The organism is Algoriphagus aurantiacus (genome assembly GCF_035156405.1).
Taxonomy (GTDB): domain Bacteria; phylum Bacteroidota; class Bacteroidia; order Cytophagales; family Cyclobacteriaceae; genus Algoriphagus; species Algoriphagus aurantiacus.
The window spans coordinates 1-15421 of record NZ_JAXRUT010000016.1 but is presented as its reverse complement, the minus strand read 5'-3'; the positions used below and the strand labels follow the sequence as shown (position 1 = coordinate 15421).

12 protein-coding genes are annotated in these 15421 nt (G+C 40.5%); 4 read left to right on the top strand and 8 right to left on the bottom strand.

What is annotated here, in order from left to right:
- Nucleotides 1–284 precede the first annotated feature (284 nt).
- The 4 genes from SYJ56_RS15760 (at nt 285) to SYJ56_RS15745 (ending at nt 3345) form a co-directional block, all read left to right on the top strand.
- Nucleotides 285–1364, top strand: a complete 1080-nt coding sequence (locus tag SYJ56_RS15760; RefSeq protein ID WP_323835712.1) for a PAS domain-containing sensor histidine kinase — start codon at nt 285–287, stop codon at nt 1362–1364.
- A 93-nt stretch (nt 1365–1457) separates the two neighbouring features.
- Nucleotides 1458–2030 carry a dihydrofolate reductase family protein gene (locus SYJ56_RS15755; RefSeq protein WP_323835710.1) on the top strand — a complete coding sequence of 191 codons (573 nt, stop codon included), beginning with the start codon at nt 1458–1460 and terminating at the stop codon, nt 2028–2030.
- Between the two features lie 95 nt (nt 2031–2125).
- Nucleotides 2126–2959 carry a zinc metalloprotease gene (locus tag SYJ56_RS15750; RefSeq protein ID WP_323835708.1) on the top strand — a complete coding sequence of 278 codons (834 nt, stop codon included), beginning with the start codon at nt 2126–2128 and terminating at the stop codon, nt 2957–2959.
- A gap of 95 nt (nt 2960–3054) precedes the next feature.
- Nucleotides 3055–3345, top strand: coding sequence for a helix-turn-helix domain-containing protein (locus SYJ56_RS15745; RefSeq protein WP_323835706.1), 291 nt, complete (start codon nt 3055–3057; stop codon nt 3343–3345).
- Between the two features lie 239 nt (nt 3346–3584).
- Here SYJ56_RS15745 and SYJ56_RS15740 read toward each other — a convergent pair whose 3' ends face one another.
- The 8 genes from SYJ56_RS15740 to SYJ56_RS15710 all read right to left on the bottom strand — a co-directional run bounded on the left by SYJ56_RS15740 (nt 3585) and on the right by SYJ56_RS15710 (nt 15223).
- The gene (locus SYJ56_RS15740; RefSeq protein WP_323835704.1) at nt 3585–3965 is read right to left on the bottom strand and encodes a group I truncated hemoglobin; all 381 of its coding nucleotides are present in this window, start codon (nt 3963–3965) and stop codon (nt 3585–3587) included.
- Nucleotides 3966–4081: 116 nt separating this feature from the next.
- Nucleotides 4082–4186 (bottom strand): BBE domain-containing protein, encoded by a 105-nt coding sequence (locus SYJ56_RS25940; RefSeq protein ID WP_416377806.1) that lies wholly within the window; start codon nt 4184–4186, stop codon nt 4082–4084.
- A 489-nt stretch (nt 4187–4675) separates the two neighbouring features.
- Nucleotides 4676–5419 carry a helix-turn-helix domain-containing protein gene (locus SYJ56_RS15735; protein WP_416377805.1) on the bottom strand — a complete coding sequence of 248 codons (744 nt, stop codon included), beginning with the start codon at nt 5417–5419 and terminating at the stop codon, nt 4676–4678.
- Nucleotides 5420–5988: 569 nt separating this feature from the next.
- Entirely contained in the window at nt 5989–7149 is a 1161-nt protein-coding gene (locus SYJ56_RS15730; RefSeq protein WP_323835701.1) for an efflux RND transporter periplasmic adaptor subunit, read from the bottom strand.
- On the bottom strand, nt 7149–11474 hold the full coding sequence (locus SYJ56_RS15725; protein WP_323835699.1) for a CusA/CzcA family heavy metal efflux RND transporter: 4326 nt from the start codon (nt 11472–11474) through the stop codon (nt 7149–7151). The genes SYJ56_RS15730 and SYJ56_RS15725 overlap by 1 nt, the downstream gene beginning before the upstream one ends.
- An 87-nt stretch (nt 11475–11561) precedes the next feature.
- Nucleotides 11562–12929, bottom strand: coding sequence for a sensor histidine kinase (locus SYJ56_RS15720; RefSeq protein ID WP_323835698.1), 1368 nt, complete (start codon nt 12927–12929; stop codon nt 11562–11564).
- Nucleotides 12926–13594 carry a response regulator transcription factor gene (locus SYJ56_RS15715; protein WP_323835697.1) on the bottom strand — a complete coding sequence of 223 codons (669 nt, stop codon included), beginning with the start codon at nt 13592–13594 and terminating at the stop codon, nt 12926–12928. Before SYJ56_RS15715 ends, SYJ56_RS15720 begins: the two co-directional genes overlap by 4 nt.
- A 381-nt stretch (nt 13595–13975) precedes the next feature.
- Nucleotides 13976–15223 carry a PepSY-associated TM helix domain-containing protein gene (locus SYJ56_RS15710; RefSeq protein WP_323835695.1) on the bottom strand — a complete coding sequence of 416 codons (1248 nt, stop codon included), beginning with the start codon at nt 15221–15223 and terminating at the stop codon, nt 13976–13978.
- Nucleotides 15224–15421 lie beyond the last annotated feature (198 nt).

Here is a 15421-nt window from a genome sequence, read left to right as displayed (position 1 = left end):
AGGAAGTTATAAAATTTCACGGCATTGGAAAAAGCACGATACCAAAACTTCAAAAATTACTGACTGACAACAAGCTATCATTTAAGTTAAATACAACGAAATAAAAAAACGAACCGCTAAAAGCACCTACACACAAGTGATGGCTCAGTGGTTAAACCAAGCTTTCCGCTCAATCGTAACAAGTAGTGCATCTATCAATGTTTTTGTTTGGCTGACAGTGAAGTGCTTTTAAATCACCACCTTCGGGAAGTGGCAAAACATTATGGGCGAGCCTAAAGGATAACATGAAAAGTAAGAAACAAAACTTAAACATTTTAGGATTAAAGGTTACAGACCATATTAGTGCAATGTTGGCATATTGGGACAAAAATATGATTTGTCGATTCGCAAACTCTGCCTATGTTGAGTGGTTTGGAAAAACGAAAGAGGAGATGGTAGACAAAATCACCATTAAAGAATTGTTGGGACCTTTGTATGAAAAGAATCTTCCCTTCATTTCTAAGGCTTTGAAAGGAGAAATTCAAACCTTTGAAAGAGAAATCCCCTTGCCTACAGGAGGCATCAGACACTCTTTGGCTAATTATTACCCAGATATTGATAATGGAGAGGTAATGGGTTTTTTTGTTCACGTTGCAGATGTAACACCCTTAAAATTAATGGAGATAGAATTGCTCAAAACAAATAAAAAAGTACTAGAGCAAAATAAACGACTCTTGAATTTTTCCAATATTGTTTCTCATAATTTAAAATCATACTCGAATAACCTTTCATCTATTCTCAATTTATATAGCTCAGCTCCTTCAGAAGATGAAAAAAATAGAATGTTTGATCTTCTTGAAAGTATTTCAAAAGGTTTTAGCTCAACAATAAACCATTTGAATGAAATTACAAAATCACAAAACCTTGCTAAATTAAATCCGGAACAAATTAATTTGAATGAACTTATCTCAAAATCAAAAATGACATTGCTTGTTCAAATCCAGTCCACCAACGCAATTATTAAAAATAATATAGATATGGGAATTAACATATTTGCTAACCCTGTCTATATGGAAAGTATTATCCTGAATTTATTGACGAATGCTATCAAATATAGACAGGAGACCAAACCGCCAATTATTGAACTTACCGGCACTCAGGAGTCGGGTAAAACAATTCTAAAAATAAAGGACAATGGTAAAGGAATAAATTTGGAAAAACACGGTGCGGATCTATTCGGAATGTATAAAACATTTCACGGAAATCCGGATGCTGAAGGTATAGGTTTGTTTATCACCAAATATCATATGGAGACGATGGGAGGACAAATCGAAGTTGAAAGCAAAGAAAATGTAGGAACCACTTTTACACTTACTTTTAATTAAAAAATTGACAAAAGTCCAGCCCATAACAGTATCCTAAGACGACTTTTCAAACATTAAAATGAACCGTATGTAACTATTTAAACAAACATCAAAATGAGAAAACTAATATTCTTTATGCATACATCCCTTGATGGTTTTGTGGCAGGACTTCAGGGAGAACTGGACTGGATAATTATTGAGGATGAGATATTTGATTTTGTAGATACTATGACCGCCAAAGCTGACGCCGCCCTTTATGGAAGAGCGACTTATGAAATAATGCAGAATTATTGGCCAAATGCTGGCAAACAACCCAACGCATCAAAACACGACAAAACACATTCGGCTTGGTACAGCAACGTTACAAAAGTTGTTTTATCAAAGACGATGAGTGAAAAAGGGCTTGACAATACCACAGTTATTGGCGACCAACTTGCAGACAACATAACTAAACTAAAGAAACAAGACGGGAAAAATATTTTAATTTTTGGAAGTCCATCCGCTTCACATTCACTGTTAAGTCAAGGTCTAATTGATGAGTTTTGGTTATTTGTTAATCCAGTGTTATTGGGACAGGGTATTCCGTTATTTAAAGGTGCGACCGAAATGACTAAACTGAAACTTATAGAATCTAAAACATTTTCTTGTGGAGTAATTGCTCTTCACTACGAGACAAATCGCGGTTAATGAGACAATTGCGACAACGAAAGACAAAGGGATTAGTGCTGATACTCGTTATCTGACGATAAAACAAACATTAGTAAGCCTTAAATATCAACACTATGGCATTCATTATAAATAGAAAAGATTTCGAGACTCAGGAAGAATTCTCAAAATCCGGTCGAGGTTGCGCGACCAAGGTCCCAACACCAATAGAAATATTGCGAGTGGATAGTGAGATTTCTGACAACAAACAACGCAGAATTCTATTTGATGAATTGTCAATTGAAATAAGATTTCACCATGTTACCTATGGTGCAAGAGGAATGATTACCAAGGAACAAAGGGAAAAACAAGTAGCCTTATTAAATGATGCTTTCAATGGGGCAGGATTAACTTTTAACTATGATGAGTCTAACGTACAGTTCCAGGATAATTACAGTTGGTATCTTATGGGCCATGGATCCGCAGCAGAGCGTCAAGCTAAAACAGAACTAGGAGAAGACACCAGAAAATACCTGAATTTTTATACTGCTGGTCTACAGGCTGGACTTTTAGGTTGGGCGACCTTTCCATTTGACCTAGCTGGCGACCCTGTTCTAGATGGAGTAGTAGTACTAGATGAGTCACTGCCAGGCGGAACTGCTGCACCTTATAACTTAGGAATGACAGGCGTACATGAGGTTGGTCATTGGCTTGGTCTTTATCATACTTTTCAGGGAGGTTGTAATGGAATAGGTGATTACGTACATGACACTGCGGCTCATAGAGAGGCTAATTTTGGAAAACCTGAAAAAAACAAACCTCACAATGCATGTGAAAACGGTGAATTTGCTCCTATTCACAATTACATGAACTACGTGGATGATGATTGGATGAATGAGCTGACGCTTGCCCAGACAACCAGAATTAAGGAACAGATCATGATGTATCGCACAGGTTTGCTAAATAGATAGCTAGGAGATAAAATAACGATTCTACAAAACAAAGTATTAGGTTACATCTCCGAGAAGCACTTCATCTATTACTTATATTCTAAAACGATTTGATTATGAATATACGGCCAGTTAAAACAGATCAAGATTTCACTTGTGCTATTAGCAGGATTGAGGATTTATGGGGAGCTAAAAAGGATACTCCTGAAGGCGATGAATTAGACCTATTAGCCACCTTAGTTAAATCTTATGAAATGAAACATTATCCGATAGCGCCACCTGACCCGATTGATGCCATAAAATTCCGCATGGATCAAATGGGAATGACTAAAGCTGATATGGTAAAATATCTTGGTAGTCAGAGTAGGGTAAGTGAAGTTCTAAATAGAAAGAGAAGCCTGACTTAGGGTATGATCAAATCACTTTACAAAGGATTAAAAATACCGGCAGAAGTTTTATTAGCTTGATTTACTATTAAATCCACTCACGTGAATCGCCATTCGTTTCTCTTTTCGCCGGCGTTCGTGTCTCGACGATTGGGTACGCTAGATGAAAAATACAGGCTAATCATCGGTGTATCTGGTGAATAGGGTCTTTAAAATTGAAAATACCTGCCCTTCACCCATACCTGAAAGGTAATTTCAGACTAAACCCCAACAATATCTCCTTTAAAAGATTCGAGAATAGTTATAACTTCATTCTTTTCCTTTTCCCCAATTCCATTGTTGTCCAGGGCCCATACCATATCATCGGTAGCACTCTCCCATTCTTCCATATTGATTTGCATGCCCGTATGTGCAGTACGCATATCCCTGCCTCTGTATTCATGAGGTCCTCCCGTCCCCATAGAGAAGAACTCAAAAACTAATCTTTTAAGCTTGTCCATATCTATGTTCTTGAAATGATAGCCAACAAGAGGATTGTTGAAGTTTTTATCCAGTACATCGTTGACAATTTTTATAATACCTGATTCTCCACCTAATCTTTCATAAAGTGGCTTCTGAGGGTTCGCGCCGGTGCTATCCATATCTTAACTGATTTTGAAGTGATCATTTATTTAAAGTTTTATACATTTTATTGTCTTTGCAGGCTGACCAAAAACTGGATAAATTATTCTAAAAAAACTCATTCTTTACTTTAAAGCTATGCTGCATTTTCTTCCCATAATGGCTTAATATTTTGGTTTATCCTGAATAAATTGGAAGGATCGTATTTAGCTTTAATTTCTGTCAGCCTTACCTTCGTCACAAATTCCGAGTACTCCTGAGTTACGCCCTACTCCTCTGATCTATAGCAATAGCTTCCCATAGGCTTTATCTTTTGGCTTCACTAGCGGTAATTAATGCCCCGTTTAAGATCGTTCAATACGACACTGGTCATAAAACAATTATTGGCTTTGAACAAATCAAATATATGGGGATAATAGAATAAAATCTTTGCTAAAAAGTTCAAAAAAATATCTTAAAAGCTCATTTTAATGCAATGGAGAAATCTACAACTATAAAAGTGCAGTGAAGAAAATTGGAGGTCAGCCATTTCAGAGAAGTATTATAGGAATATAAAAATAAGCCTAATCTTCCCGATTATCAGTTGTAATTTCCAACCTCTTCGAAATTTTAAGGTTAAAACATAATCAGATATTTAACTAAAAATTGAGTTTTACTTTAGCCAGAAACAATATGCTTTTTACCGGTGGTAACTAAACCTAATCTATAATACAGCGTGTTTTCTTGATAATTATGTTGTCAAAACATTTGTTTTATTTTTTCGGTACTGTAATGGTGGCATACCATACCTTTCTTTGAAGACCCGGCTGAAATGAGTAGCACTTTCAAAGCCACATTCATCAGTTATCTCATTAATGTTTTTAGCGCTTGTTTCAAGCAGGTGGGATGCATATACAAGTCTTTTCTGGAGCAACCACTTACCAGGCGAAGTATGGTACAATTGGGAAAATTCCCTTTTAAACGTTGCCAGACTTCGATGAGAAAGGCGTGCTAACTCCGCAAGAGATAAATTAAAAGTGTAATTAGCCTCCATAATTTCCGGCAGAGACGGCTTACTTCTTTCACTGATGCTACTAACATAGGAAAGCAATGCTTTATTGGCCGGATTTGAAAAAATAGTAAATAAAAGCTCTTTAAACTTAAGCTCAAGCAGACTTTCTGCCGGAGGTGGTTGCTGGGTAAAGTACGGGATAACACTATAAAAAAAGGCACGGGTAGATTTACTTACATTTATCTCCAGGAGAATTTCAGAAGATGGAGGTGGTAAATTCTTCATGGGCAGGAAGGCTCTATATTCCTTAAATGTTTGCTGCATGAAACCATCAGGTATATAAAAGCAAAGCACCTCCCATTCTGCTTCAGTAAACCGCTCCTGATGGTAAGCAGTTTTCTTCAAAAGGATGGCTTTACCTTCTGTGAGAAGCCAAGACTTTTCCCGATGGTAGATCTTTTTCATTCCCTCCAGTACAAACATGATCTTATTGCAGTGTGTGAAAAGATTTACTTCTCTTTCGACCTGGGGACACCTGTAGTATAAAAAAAGTAAGTCCTTCACTGCTAGTTGTGTAAACTCACGAGGGTGCTCTACCTGAAAATCGTATGTATTGAGCATAAACCACTTATTTAGGTGAATTCCAACTTAGTATACAATTCTTATTATAATTTACCTGTTTCCTGGACAATTTCAAGTAAAAATTAATATTTACATCGCGTCATTCCCTTGGTGCTTTCCTTGATTCAGCTAAAGCAAGCCGTGATTTGAAATTGACGGTTGAAAATGACTTATTTCAAAAAATTGGAGACAAAAATACTTCGAGATATAGGTAAAGACAAAGCCTAGACTGAAGTCTAGAACCGCGCCGCCGAGAGTGACTCCACGAACGACTTTTCGCTAACAAAACAGCAGTCAGGAGACTGCATTTTGATGGTCCAAGTCATAAGAATTGGACCAGCTAAGATTCTACGTACTGCTTCTGGAGAAGCAGCACAGCGCTAAACTAGCTGCGCTCTCTGCGAAAACCTCTGTGCCCACTGCGGTTAAAACTATGGTAGCAGATTAAATCCCCCATAAGTCAAAATAACCGTGTTCTCATCGAACGATTCATTTGGCAACAACTCAATCATTCCCTCACTCTCCAAGCCTGTTTCAACAGCTAGTTTCTCAAGTTTGAATCCAGTCTCGTCCTTTTCCCGCTGCACCAGCACATAGCTTTCACCCTCGGATACCACCACCGAAGTCACCGGAACTACCCAGGCTTCTTTGGGGTCTTGGATCAGTTTGGCTTCCAAAAACATCCCCGGCACAAGCAAATCCTCTTCTTTTTCATCAGGCAAGTGTGCATGCACATTGATCTGCCGCTCGTTATTGATCGACTGTCCAATTACAAAAACTTCTGCTTCAAGAACTTTCCCTGGCAAATCGGGAATGGAAACCTTCACTTTTTGCCCCTTATGGATATTCGCAGCATCCTTCTCGAATATCACCAACTCTATATGCAAATGCTCTTTGCTAATGATGGTCATGGCCTTCCCTCCAACTGACAAAAACGATCCCTGCACCAAATGAATACCATCTACAAACCCTGAAATCGGAGAAAGTACAGGGACTTTAGATCGAATATTCTCGGGTTTCAATTGATCTACATTGATATTGATCATTGCCAATTGACGCTTCAAACTTTCTGCCTTGGCTTTGGTAGATTGAAAATCTGCCTCAGCTTTTAGGTATTTTTTCTGAGAGGAAATTTTCTCACCAAACAATGTCTTTTGCCGGTCATATTCAGCTTGCAAATAGCTTAACTGACTATTTGCCTCAAGGAAATCCTGCTGCAAACGGATGAAATCTGGATTCTCAAGATAGAAAAGCACCTCACCTTTCTTTACAGGTTCACCTTCCAGCTTATTTAGACCACTGACATAGCCTCCAAAAAAAGCCGAAATCTCCTGAATTCCTTCCACAGGAACTTTCACCATTCCCTGCACAGACAAGCCTTCCGAGAATTCCTCCAGTTTTGGGCTTCCCCAGGTCATTTTCATCGTCTCAAACTGCTTCTGAGAAACCATAATATATGGGCCTGAGGATGTGCCTGCTTCCACTTCAACACCCACAGCTTGAGAAGTGTCTGATCCGTTGCATTGGAAAAACAACAGGCTGCTCGCAATAAGTGCAGAAGACAAGATTGATTTTATAGTGTAATTCTTCATCAGTTCAGAAGGTAGTTGATGTCCAAAATAGTTTGTTGATAGGCAAATTTGCTCTGCAGGTATTGTAATGTGATCGTCCTGGAATTCTCGATTAGTTGGACATATTGGAGAAAATCGATTTCTCCTTCCTGATAGGATCGCTGAGCTTGATCGAGGATTTGAAGCGAAAGTGTTTTGCCCTCCTCCTCATAATAGGTGATGACTCGAATGTTTTGATCAAACTGGCGACGCAGCTGCTGCGCACGACTTTCCAACTGATTTCTATATTGCTCAGCGTCAAGCTGGACTTTTTGTTGCTGATATTCGCTGGTCTTGATTTGGGATTTTTGTGCCCCGAAGAAAAGAGGAACCGCTATTCCCGCTTGAAACCCCGGATACACCTTTGCATTTGCACCTGGGTTAGTACCACGGAACACGTCCATGGTGATATCCGGCAAAAGCTTTCGCTTTTCAGCCTGAATCTGATACTCAGATTGATTGACAGCACTTTCGTAATATTTCACTCCGGGATGCGAAGTCCAGTCCTGCATCAATGAAGTATCCAATGATATCTCCTCTTCGGCCAGCACAAGCTCCCCCTCCCAATTCAACAGGAGCTTTAGCTGATCCAATGCCATCAGGTAGTTTTCTTTGGCTTCACTTTTCTTCAAGCCAATCTCCTGACGCTTGCCTTCAGCCGTCAATTTCTCCAGGTAATTACTTTCTCCTGTTTCAAATTTTCTCGTAGCAGCACGGGAAAATTCAGCATATAGAGAGTCCAGGTAATCGTAGTTTCGTATCAAATCCTGCCAATACATCACAGTTATAAATCCCTTACTGATCTCCCCTTCCAGCTTTCTCTTTTGGAGTTCAAACTGGCTGAGCTGCATCTCTGCCTCAGCTTCCAAGGCATTTTTCTGCGCTCCATAGAGCGTCGGAAAAGCAAAGCTTTGACTAATGCCCCATCTCCTGTTATAGACTCCATTTTCAGCGAGGTCATTTTTATCTTCCGCATAGTAGACATTGGTTTTGCTAAGATTCCAGCCTTGGCCGATCTTTGCATTGGCTATCTCTATGGATTTGTCGGCAGACTGAAGAATGAGATTCCGCTCAAATCCTATTTCTACTGCCTGAGCTAGCGTCAATGGCGTCTCCTGAGCTTTCACGGAAAAGGACATCAAGGAAATCAGTACCAAAGAAGTCAAGACTTTTTTGGAAGAGGAAGAAGATGCTCCCGATTTTCTTTTGAATAAAACATACAGCACAGGAAGTACGATCAGAGTCAGAATAGTAGCAGATATTAATCCACCAACTACCACTGTTGCTAATGGACGCTGCACTTCCGCTCCGGCAGAATTAGAGATTGCCATAGGCAAAAAGCCAAGCGCTGCGGCCGCAGCAGTAAGCAGTACAGGTCTTAAGCGCTCTTTTGCTCCTTTAATTACTAAGTCCTTGATATTGATGTAATGAGATTCCATGGATTTGAAATGTTCGATTAGTACTATTCCATTCAGCACCGCAATACCGAAAAGGGCAATAAAGCCCACGCCTGCCGAAATACTGAATGGCATGTCTCTAGCCCATAGGAGTAGAACGCCACCTATTGCCGAAAGAGGGATTGCTGAATAAATCATCAATGCATCCCGGGTAGAGGAGAAAGCAAAATAGAGTAGAATAAAAATCAAGAATAGGGCAACCGGCACAGCTACCATCAGCCTATTTCTGGCTTTCTGTAAATTTTCAAACTGTCCACCATAGTCCACGCGATACCCTTCCGGTACATTGACCTGATTGGTAACTATCCCTTGAATATCATCCACTACGGACTGAAGATCTCTATTCCGTACATTCACGCCGATCACCACTCTACGCTGGGTATCATCCCGAGAAATCTTGGCTGGACCTTTAGTATAGCTGATTGTTGCCAATTCAGACAGTGGCACTGACCCTCCATTTGGAAGCTGGATAGAAGCCTGCTCCAGATTACGGATATCCTTGCGGAAAGGCTCTGCAAATCTCACAACAAGGTCAAATTGCCTTTCACCTTCGAATACAGTTCCGGCAGTCTTCCCGGCAAAGCCCATAGTCACGACCTCATTCAGATCAGAAATATTCAATCCGAACTTGGCGATTTTGCCTCGGTTGTATTCGATTTTCATCTGTGGCAACCCATCTACTTTTTCCAAAATAATATCCGCAGCACCTTCCACTCCCTGTATTGCAGCTTCAATTTCCTGTGCTGTTTTCAGCAGGATATCCAAATCTTCTCCGAAAACCTTAATAGCCAAATCAGCTCTTACGCCTGTGATCAGTTCATTAAATCTCATTTCTATAGGCTGTGTAAATTCAAATTCCATCCCAGGAATTATTGTCAACGCTTCTTTAAATTTCTCAGCAAGCTCGTCCTTGGTCTCCACCGTGGTCCATTCTGATCGAGGTTTTAAAGTCACAATCACATCACTTTCTTCCATTGACATAGGATCGGTAGGAATCTCGGCAGCCCCGACTCGGGTCACAATCTGATTCACTTCAGGAAATTGCTTTAGGATTTTCTCAATCTCGGTGATCGTTTCTACAGTATTGGTCAGGGTCGTGCCGGTTTTCAAAAATGGCTGAATCACAAAATCCCCTTCGTCCAGCGTAGGCACAAACTCAGAACCCATTGTGGAGAAAATCAAGATCGTTCCGACCAACAATCCAAAAGCAGAGATCAATACCACTTTGGTATGATCCAAAGCCCAAGTAAGCGCAGGCTCGTAAACCTTGGTGATCCCTCTAATGATTCGTGTTGAAATGTTTTTAGGACCTGGAGGCGTTGTCTTAAGGAAAAGAGCTGATACTACAGGAACGTAAGTCAATCCTAGAATCATAGCCCCAATCAAAGCAAAGGAGAACACTTCGGCCATTGGGCGAAACATTTTACCTTCTACTCCTGAGAGTGATAAAATCGGGATAAATACGATGATAATGATGATCTGTCCAAAAATCGCAGAATGCATCATTTTGGAAGCACCCTTGAAAGAGATCTCATCCTTCTTCCCTTGTTTTTGATCCTTGGAAAGTCCTGCCAGCTGATGATCAGCTCTAGTGAATTGGAAGGCAATATATTCCACTATAATCACTGCACCATCGATGATTATCCCAAAATCAATCGCTCCCAAACTCATCAAATTGGCATCGACTCCGAAGATGTACATCATCGAAAGCGCAAAAAGCAAACTCAATGGAATCACTGAGGCGACCACCAGTCCAGATCGGAAATTGCCCAGAAGCAACACTACCACAAAAACTACAATCAGACAACCCAAAATCAGGTTTTCTGCGATAGTAAAGGTTGTCCTACCGATCAACTCAGATCTGTCCAGAAATCCATTGATGACAATACCCTCCGGAAGCGAAGTTTTCATTTCTTCCAACCGAGTCTTCACCCGATCAATCGTTCCTTTGGAATCAGCACCTTTGAGCATCATCACCTGACCCAGGACTTTTTCTCCCTCCCCGTTTGCAGTGATCGCCCCAAATCTATTCGCATGGCCAAAGCCAACTTCTGCAATATCCCTAATGTATACAGGAGACCCATTTCTGACATCAACAACTATATTTTCTATATCTTCCAAGCTGGTAACCAACCCTTCACCACGAATAAAAAAGCTCTCGTTTGTCTTTTCTATATAGCCTCCGCCAGCAATAGAATTGTTCATTTCCATCGCGTGAAATACATCAGCAATATCGATTTGCATCCCCTTCAATCGCTCAGGATTGATGGCTACTTCATATTGTTTCAGATAGCCACCCCAGGTATTCACTTCAACTACACCTTCTATACCCGAAAGTTGACGTCTCACAACCCAATCCTGAATGGTACGCAGATCGGTAATGGAATACTCACTTTCATAGCCTGGTTCTACATCGATCACATATTGATAAATCTCTCCAAGCCCTGTTGAGATGGGCCCCATTACAGGGGTTCCAAAACCTGCAGGAATGCTTTCTTCAGCCATTTTAATCCGCTCTGCAATCAGCTGTCGAGGGAGATAGGTCCCCATTTTGTCTTCAAAAACAATGGTAACTACCGAAAGTCCGAACTTGGAAACTGAGCGGATCTCAATCACCCCAGGAAGATTTGCCATCTCCAGCTCTACCGGATAAGTCAGGTATTTTTCTACGTCTTCAGTAGCGAGATTTCTGGAAGTGGTGATCACCTGCACTTGATTTGTCGTCACATCGGGCACTGCACCAATCGGCAAATTGCTCAAAGCAAAAACCCCAAAACCTATCCAGGCTAATATAAAAATGAATATGATGAGCTTATGCCCAATACTCCATTGTATAATCCGGTCTAACATGCTATTGGTGATAATTGAATTGCAAAAATCGACTAATAGCTTCTCAACACCCTAAAAACTCCCTTAAGATTGTCTTAAATCTCTGCGCTAAAAAATCAAACGAAACGCACTTCCTTCGCCTTTCTCGCTTTCCACCTCCACTTCAATATCAGATTCAAGCGCGAGTTTCTTCACTATTGCAAGCCCAAGACCTATTCCCTGAACATTGCCTCCAGTGTCATCCATTTCTCTATAAAAAGGATCAAAAATCTTGTCCAAAGCATCTCCAGCCATCCCTTTCCCTTCATCTCTGACAACTATAAATGGCGCTCCCTCATGACTTCCTACCTGTATGAGAACTTTGGTAGTTGGAGCTGAGTATTTGATAGCATTTTGAGTGAGATTATTTAGTATCATCTGAAGTGATTTCTCATTGACTAGCCTAAAAAGCGGTTTGGAAAGATTAGTCTCAAATACGATTTGCCTTCCTGACTCCTTCTCTGATTGCTGCGCAAAATTTCGGGTAAAAGAAATCAATTCCACTTCATCTCTGCTCATTTTCCCTTTTCCAACTCTTGCAAGCGAAAGCAACTGATCTATCATCTCCGACATGCGGTCAATACTTCCCAAGGCCATTTTGATCTTTTCCACATATTCATCCGATGTTCTCGGCTTGCGGATCAACACTTCGAGCGTACCCCGCAAAACGGCCAGAGGAGTTCTTAACTCATGCGAAGCATCAGAAGTGAATTGCTTCTCCCTAGTCAATGCTTGCTCCAATCTGGCTAGCAGCTCATTGATCGAGCGTGTAAGCTGGGCGATTTCATCGTTTGGATCGGCTACCGGTATTCGTTCATTGAGGTTACTCTGTGAAATAAGATTGGTCTTCTGTATGATCTTCTGAATTGGCTGAATACTTTTTCCTGCCAAAAACCTCATGGACAAAAACAAGGAAATCAGAATACCGGGATAGAGCAACAGCAAGATATTTCTGAGGTTTGTGAGCAATTCCCTGGCATCTTCAAATGACTTCGCCACCAGCATATACCCTTCCTGCTTTCCGACATGATTCAGTGGAATCTGCATCTGACGCACCTCTCTGCTGCTCGTTTTTAGTGTCCAAGCTTCGTTATTTTTTGCCCGTTCCGGATAAAAACTCAAGTGGTTTTCACCGAGGTTTGGGGATCTATCCATGGAATGTCCCTGCATATCCACGATCTCTATAAAGATAGGATTGAGCTGAATCTGGCTATGCTCCTGCTCCAGCCACTCATCCTTATGGACAAATCTTATCTCACCGTTAACCAAAAAAATCTGCCCTACATGCTTATCTGTCTCCAGTTTCAGCTCCCGATCTATACTCTGAACCACCGTATAATTCACCACCAGATAAATAATTGCAAAAACGATCAGCACGATCAATGCCGTGACCAGCGTAAGTCTGCGCGCTATCCTTTCTTTGTAAGAAACATTCATAAATCCTTAGCGATATAACCTATACCCCGGACCGTATGGATATACTCCTCATTGGTATTGAAATGCAGCTTTTTTCGTAGTGAATTCATAAAAACATCAATCACACCTGTATTATAATCAAAGTGAATATCCCAAACCTCCTCGATGATCTGAGTGCGTCGGCATACTTGATTTTTGTTTTTCATCAAGTATTCCAGTAAAGCAAACTCTTTTTGGGTCAGCTGAATTTCTTCTTCACCTTTGAGCACCAAATGTCTGCCGGTGAAAAGGGTAATCGGACCAAGCATATATTTCTCTTCCGAACTTCCCTTTGTCCTCAATTGAACTCGAATTCTCTCCAATAATTCTTCGAAATGAAAAGGCTTTTTGATGTAATCATTCGCTCCGGATTGTAGTCCGGTAATTGTCTCATCCACTGTGTCTTTTGCCGTGAGAAAAATTACAGGTGTGTCTGCAAATTGCTTTCGGAATTCCTGACATACTTCTACCCCGCTTTTCAATGGAAGCATCCAATCCAGGAGCAAAAGATCATAATCTCCAGTAAGCGCAAGCTGAAGCCCTTTTTGACCATTTTCAGCGACATCCACAGTGTAGGACTCTTCTTCCAACCCTTGCTTTAAAAATCCGGATATTCCCGGTTCATCTTCTACGACTAGAATTCGCATGATTTGTCATTCTATTTTAACCACAAAGAGCACAAAGGTCACGCAAAGGTCGCAGTTAAGCTTTATTGAAGAGCTATGGGATTTCCACAATTGACCTTGAATTCTCTTTCTTTGTTGTTTTTGCTACGCAAAAGTTAACAATTCAATCCAAGCTCTGTAATTCTGAAGCTTAAGATTCTCTTAAAGTTTTGAAGGAATCATTAAAGTGAGCTTGCAGAAAGCAAAAAGCACTCAACGAAGATAGTTAATAGAAAAAACACATATCTGCGTCCAGCTTGTTGAGAAGCAGGACAACAGAAGAAATAGTGCCACCGTGAAAACCTCTGTGTCCACCGTGGTAAAAAAAAAGACCTTCCGAAATTAGAAGGTCTCCTTAATGTTTTATGCCATTTCTGCCACTTGTCGCACGGCAGGCTTCTTCTTAGATGGTTTTTTCTTTCGCTTATTCCACCAAATCAATGTTCCTGTAATAGGCAATGAAGTCGCTATCAAGCAAGCTACAAACCATAGAAATTTCGAAAACTGACCAAATATATCTCCCACGTGAAGGGACTTCACTGATCTACCTATTTGCTGACGGAACGGTAAATCCGAAAACAAATTAGCCTCAGTAACAGATAAATCCGCTGATGACAAAGTCAACTGATCCGAGCCAGATCTTGCAAAAAAACCTGTTCTATACTTACTCACATTTATTGGATCAGATGCTTTGGATGGAAGAGATACTCTGATGTTCCCCGTATAAGGAAGCTCGGCATTGGTCTTGGCAAAAATATCCTCTAGAGAAACTATAGGAAGAGATGCTTCTGAAATGGCTACTTCAGCTTTTGGCTCATTTCTGGATCTTTCGGCATTCTCACCTCTGGGAGCAGGCTCTTGATAGGTGTCCCAGGTTTTTTGCCATCCTTCTCTATACCAAGAGTATGACCAAAACGGCCCTGTAGCACCCATGATAAATAAGAAAATCAAAGAATAAAAAGCCAGTGTATTGTGAATGTCATGGTTAACCCGCTTCCAATTAGCCGACCATTTGATTTTCAACCCTTGCTTCCAGCTTTTTACTTTATTGGGAACCCATATCACAATACCAGTGATCACTCCTAAAAGAAAGAGTAACGTAGCTACACCATTGATAAATCTTCCCAAATCACGGTTACCCATGCTTTCCAGGATTGGCTCTTCTATTCTATCCAAAAGTAACCATCTATGAAGACTGAACATGTAGCCCATAAATTCCGCCGTCTTGGTACGATCAGATGTATTTCCCAATACTTCTGCAGTATATGGGTTCACAAAATAGGTACTTCCCCGACCCTCTTCTCCTTCTTTTTTCACGGTAAACTGGACCGAGCGATCAGCCTCTTCATTCCACATCAAACCTACCACATCTGAATCCGAGCTGTTTTCCAAAGCACTCTTCAATTCATCCGCAGACATCCTCTCACCAGATTCCTCCACAAAGTAAAGTTCAGAATCCATAAACTCTCGGATCTCAGTATTATACACATATATCGTCCCACTGAGACAAACTGCAATCACCACAAGACCTGAAATCAGTCCAGCATAAAGGTGGATTTGGTCAAAAATATTTCTGATGCTTTTCCAAGCAGTAGATTTTTCTGGCTTCATAAAATAGTCATTTGAATAGGAAGGAGAATTTTTCTTGGAGCAAAAATAAGAAAGATTTATATTATTTAGATTTAATCTAATAAAGAATTACTGTCATCCGAGTAAGTTTTTGATAGTCTAAAATAGTGGGTTTTCTGGCTATTTAGGGTGATTTTTCTTTTTTTCTCAAAACACCCCCCTGCTCACTTTCGAAAATAT

Excerpts from the sequence above, each read along its gene's own strand:
- SYJ56_RS15755 (WP_323835710.1), top strand. The coding sequence starts at position 1,458 with ATGAGAAAACTAATATTCTTTATGCATACATCCCTTGATGGTTTTGTG.
- SYJ56_RS15720 (WP_323835698.1), bottom strand. The coding sequence starts at position 12,929 with ATGAATGTTTCTTACAAAGAAAGGATAGCGCGCAGACTTACGCTGGTC.
- SYJ56_RS15715 (WP_323835697.1), bottom strand. The coding sequence starts at position 13,594 with ATGCGAATTCTAGTCGTAGAAGATGAACCGGGAATATCCGGATTTTTA.
- SYJ56_RS15740 (WP_323835704.1), bottom strand. The coding sequence starts at position 3,965 with ATGGATAGCACCGGCGCGAACCCTCAGAAGCCACTTTATGAAAGATTA.
- SYJ56_RS15750 (WP_323835708.1), top strand. The coding sequence starts at position 2,126 with ATGGCATTCATTATAAATAGAAAAGATTTCGAGACTCAGGAAGAATTC.
- SYJ56_RS15725 (WP_323835699.1), bottom strand. The coding sequence starts at position 11,474 with ATGTTAGACCGGATTATACAATGGAGTATTGGGCATAAGCTCATCATA.
- SYJ56_RS15735 (WP_416377805.1), bottom strand. The coding sequence starts at position 5,419 with ATGTTTGTACTGGAGGGAATGAAAAAGATCTACCATCGGGAAAAGTCT.
- SYJ56_RS15710 (WP_323835695.1), bottom strand. The coding sequence starts at position 15,223 with ATGAAGCCAGAAAAATCTACTGCTTGGAAAAGCATCAGAAATATTTTT.
- SYJ56_RS15730 (WP_323835701.1), bottom strand. The coding sequence starts at position 7,149 with ATGAAGAATTACACTATAAAATCAATCTTGTCTTCTGCACTTATTGCG.
- SYJ56_RS15760 (WP_323835712.1), top strand. The coding sequence starts at position 285 with ATGAAAAGTAAGAAACAAAACTTAAACATTTTAGGATTAAAGGTTACA.
- SYJ56_RS15745 (WP_323835706.1), top strand. The coding sequence starts at position 3,055 with ATGAATATACGGCCAGTTAAAACAGATCAAGATTTCACTTGTGCTATT.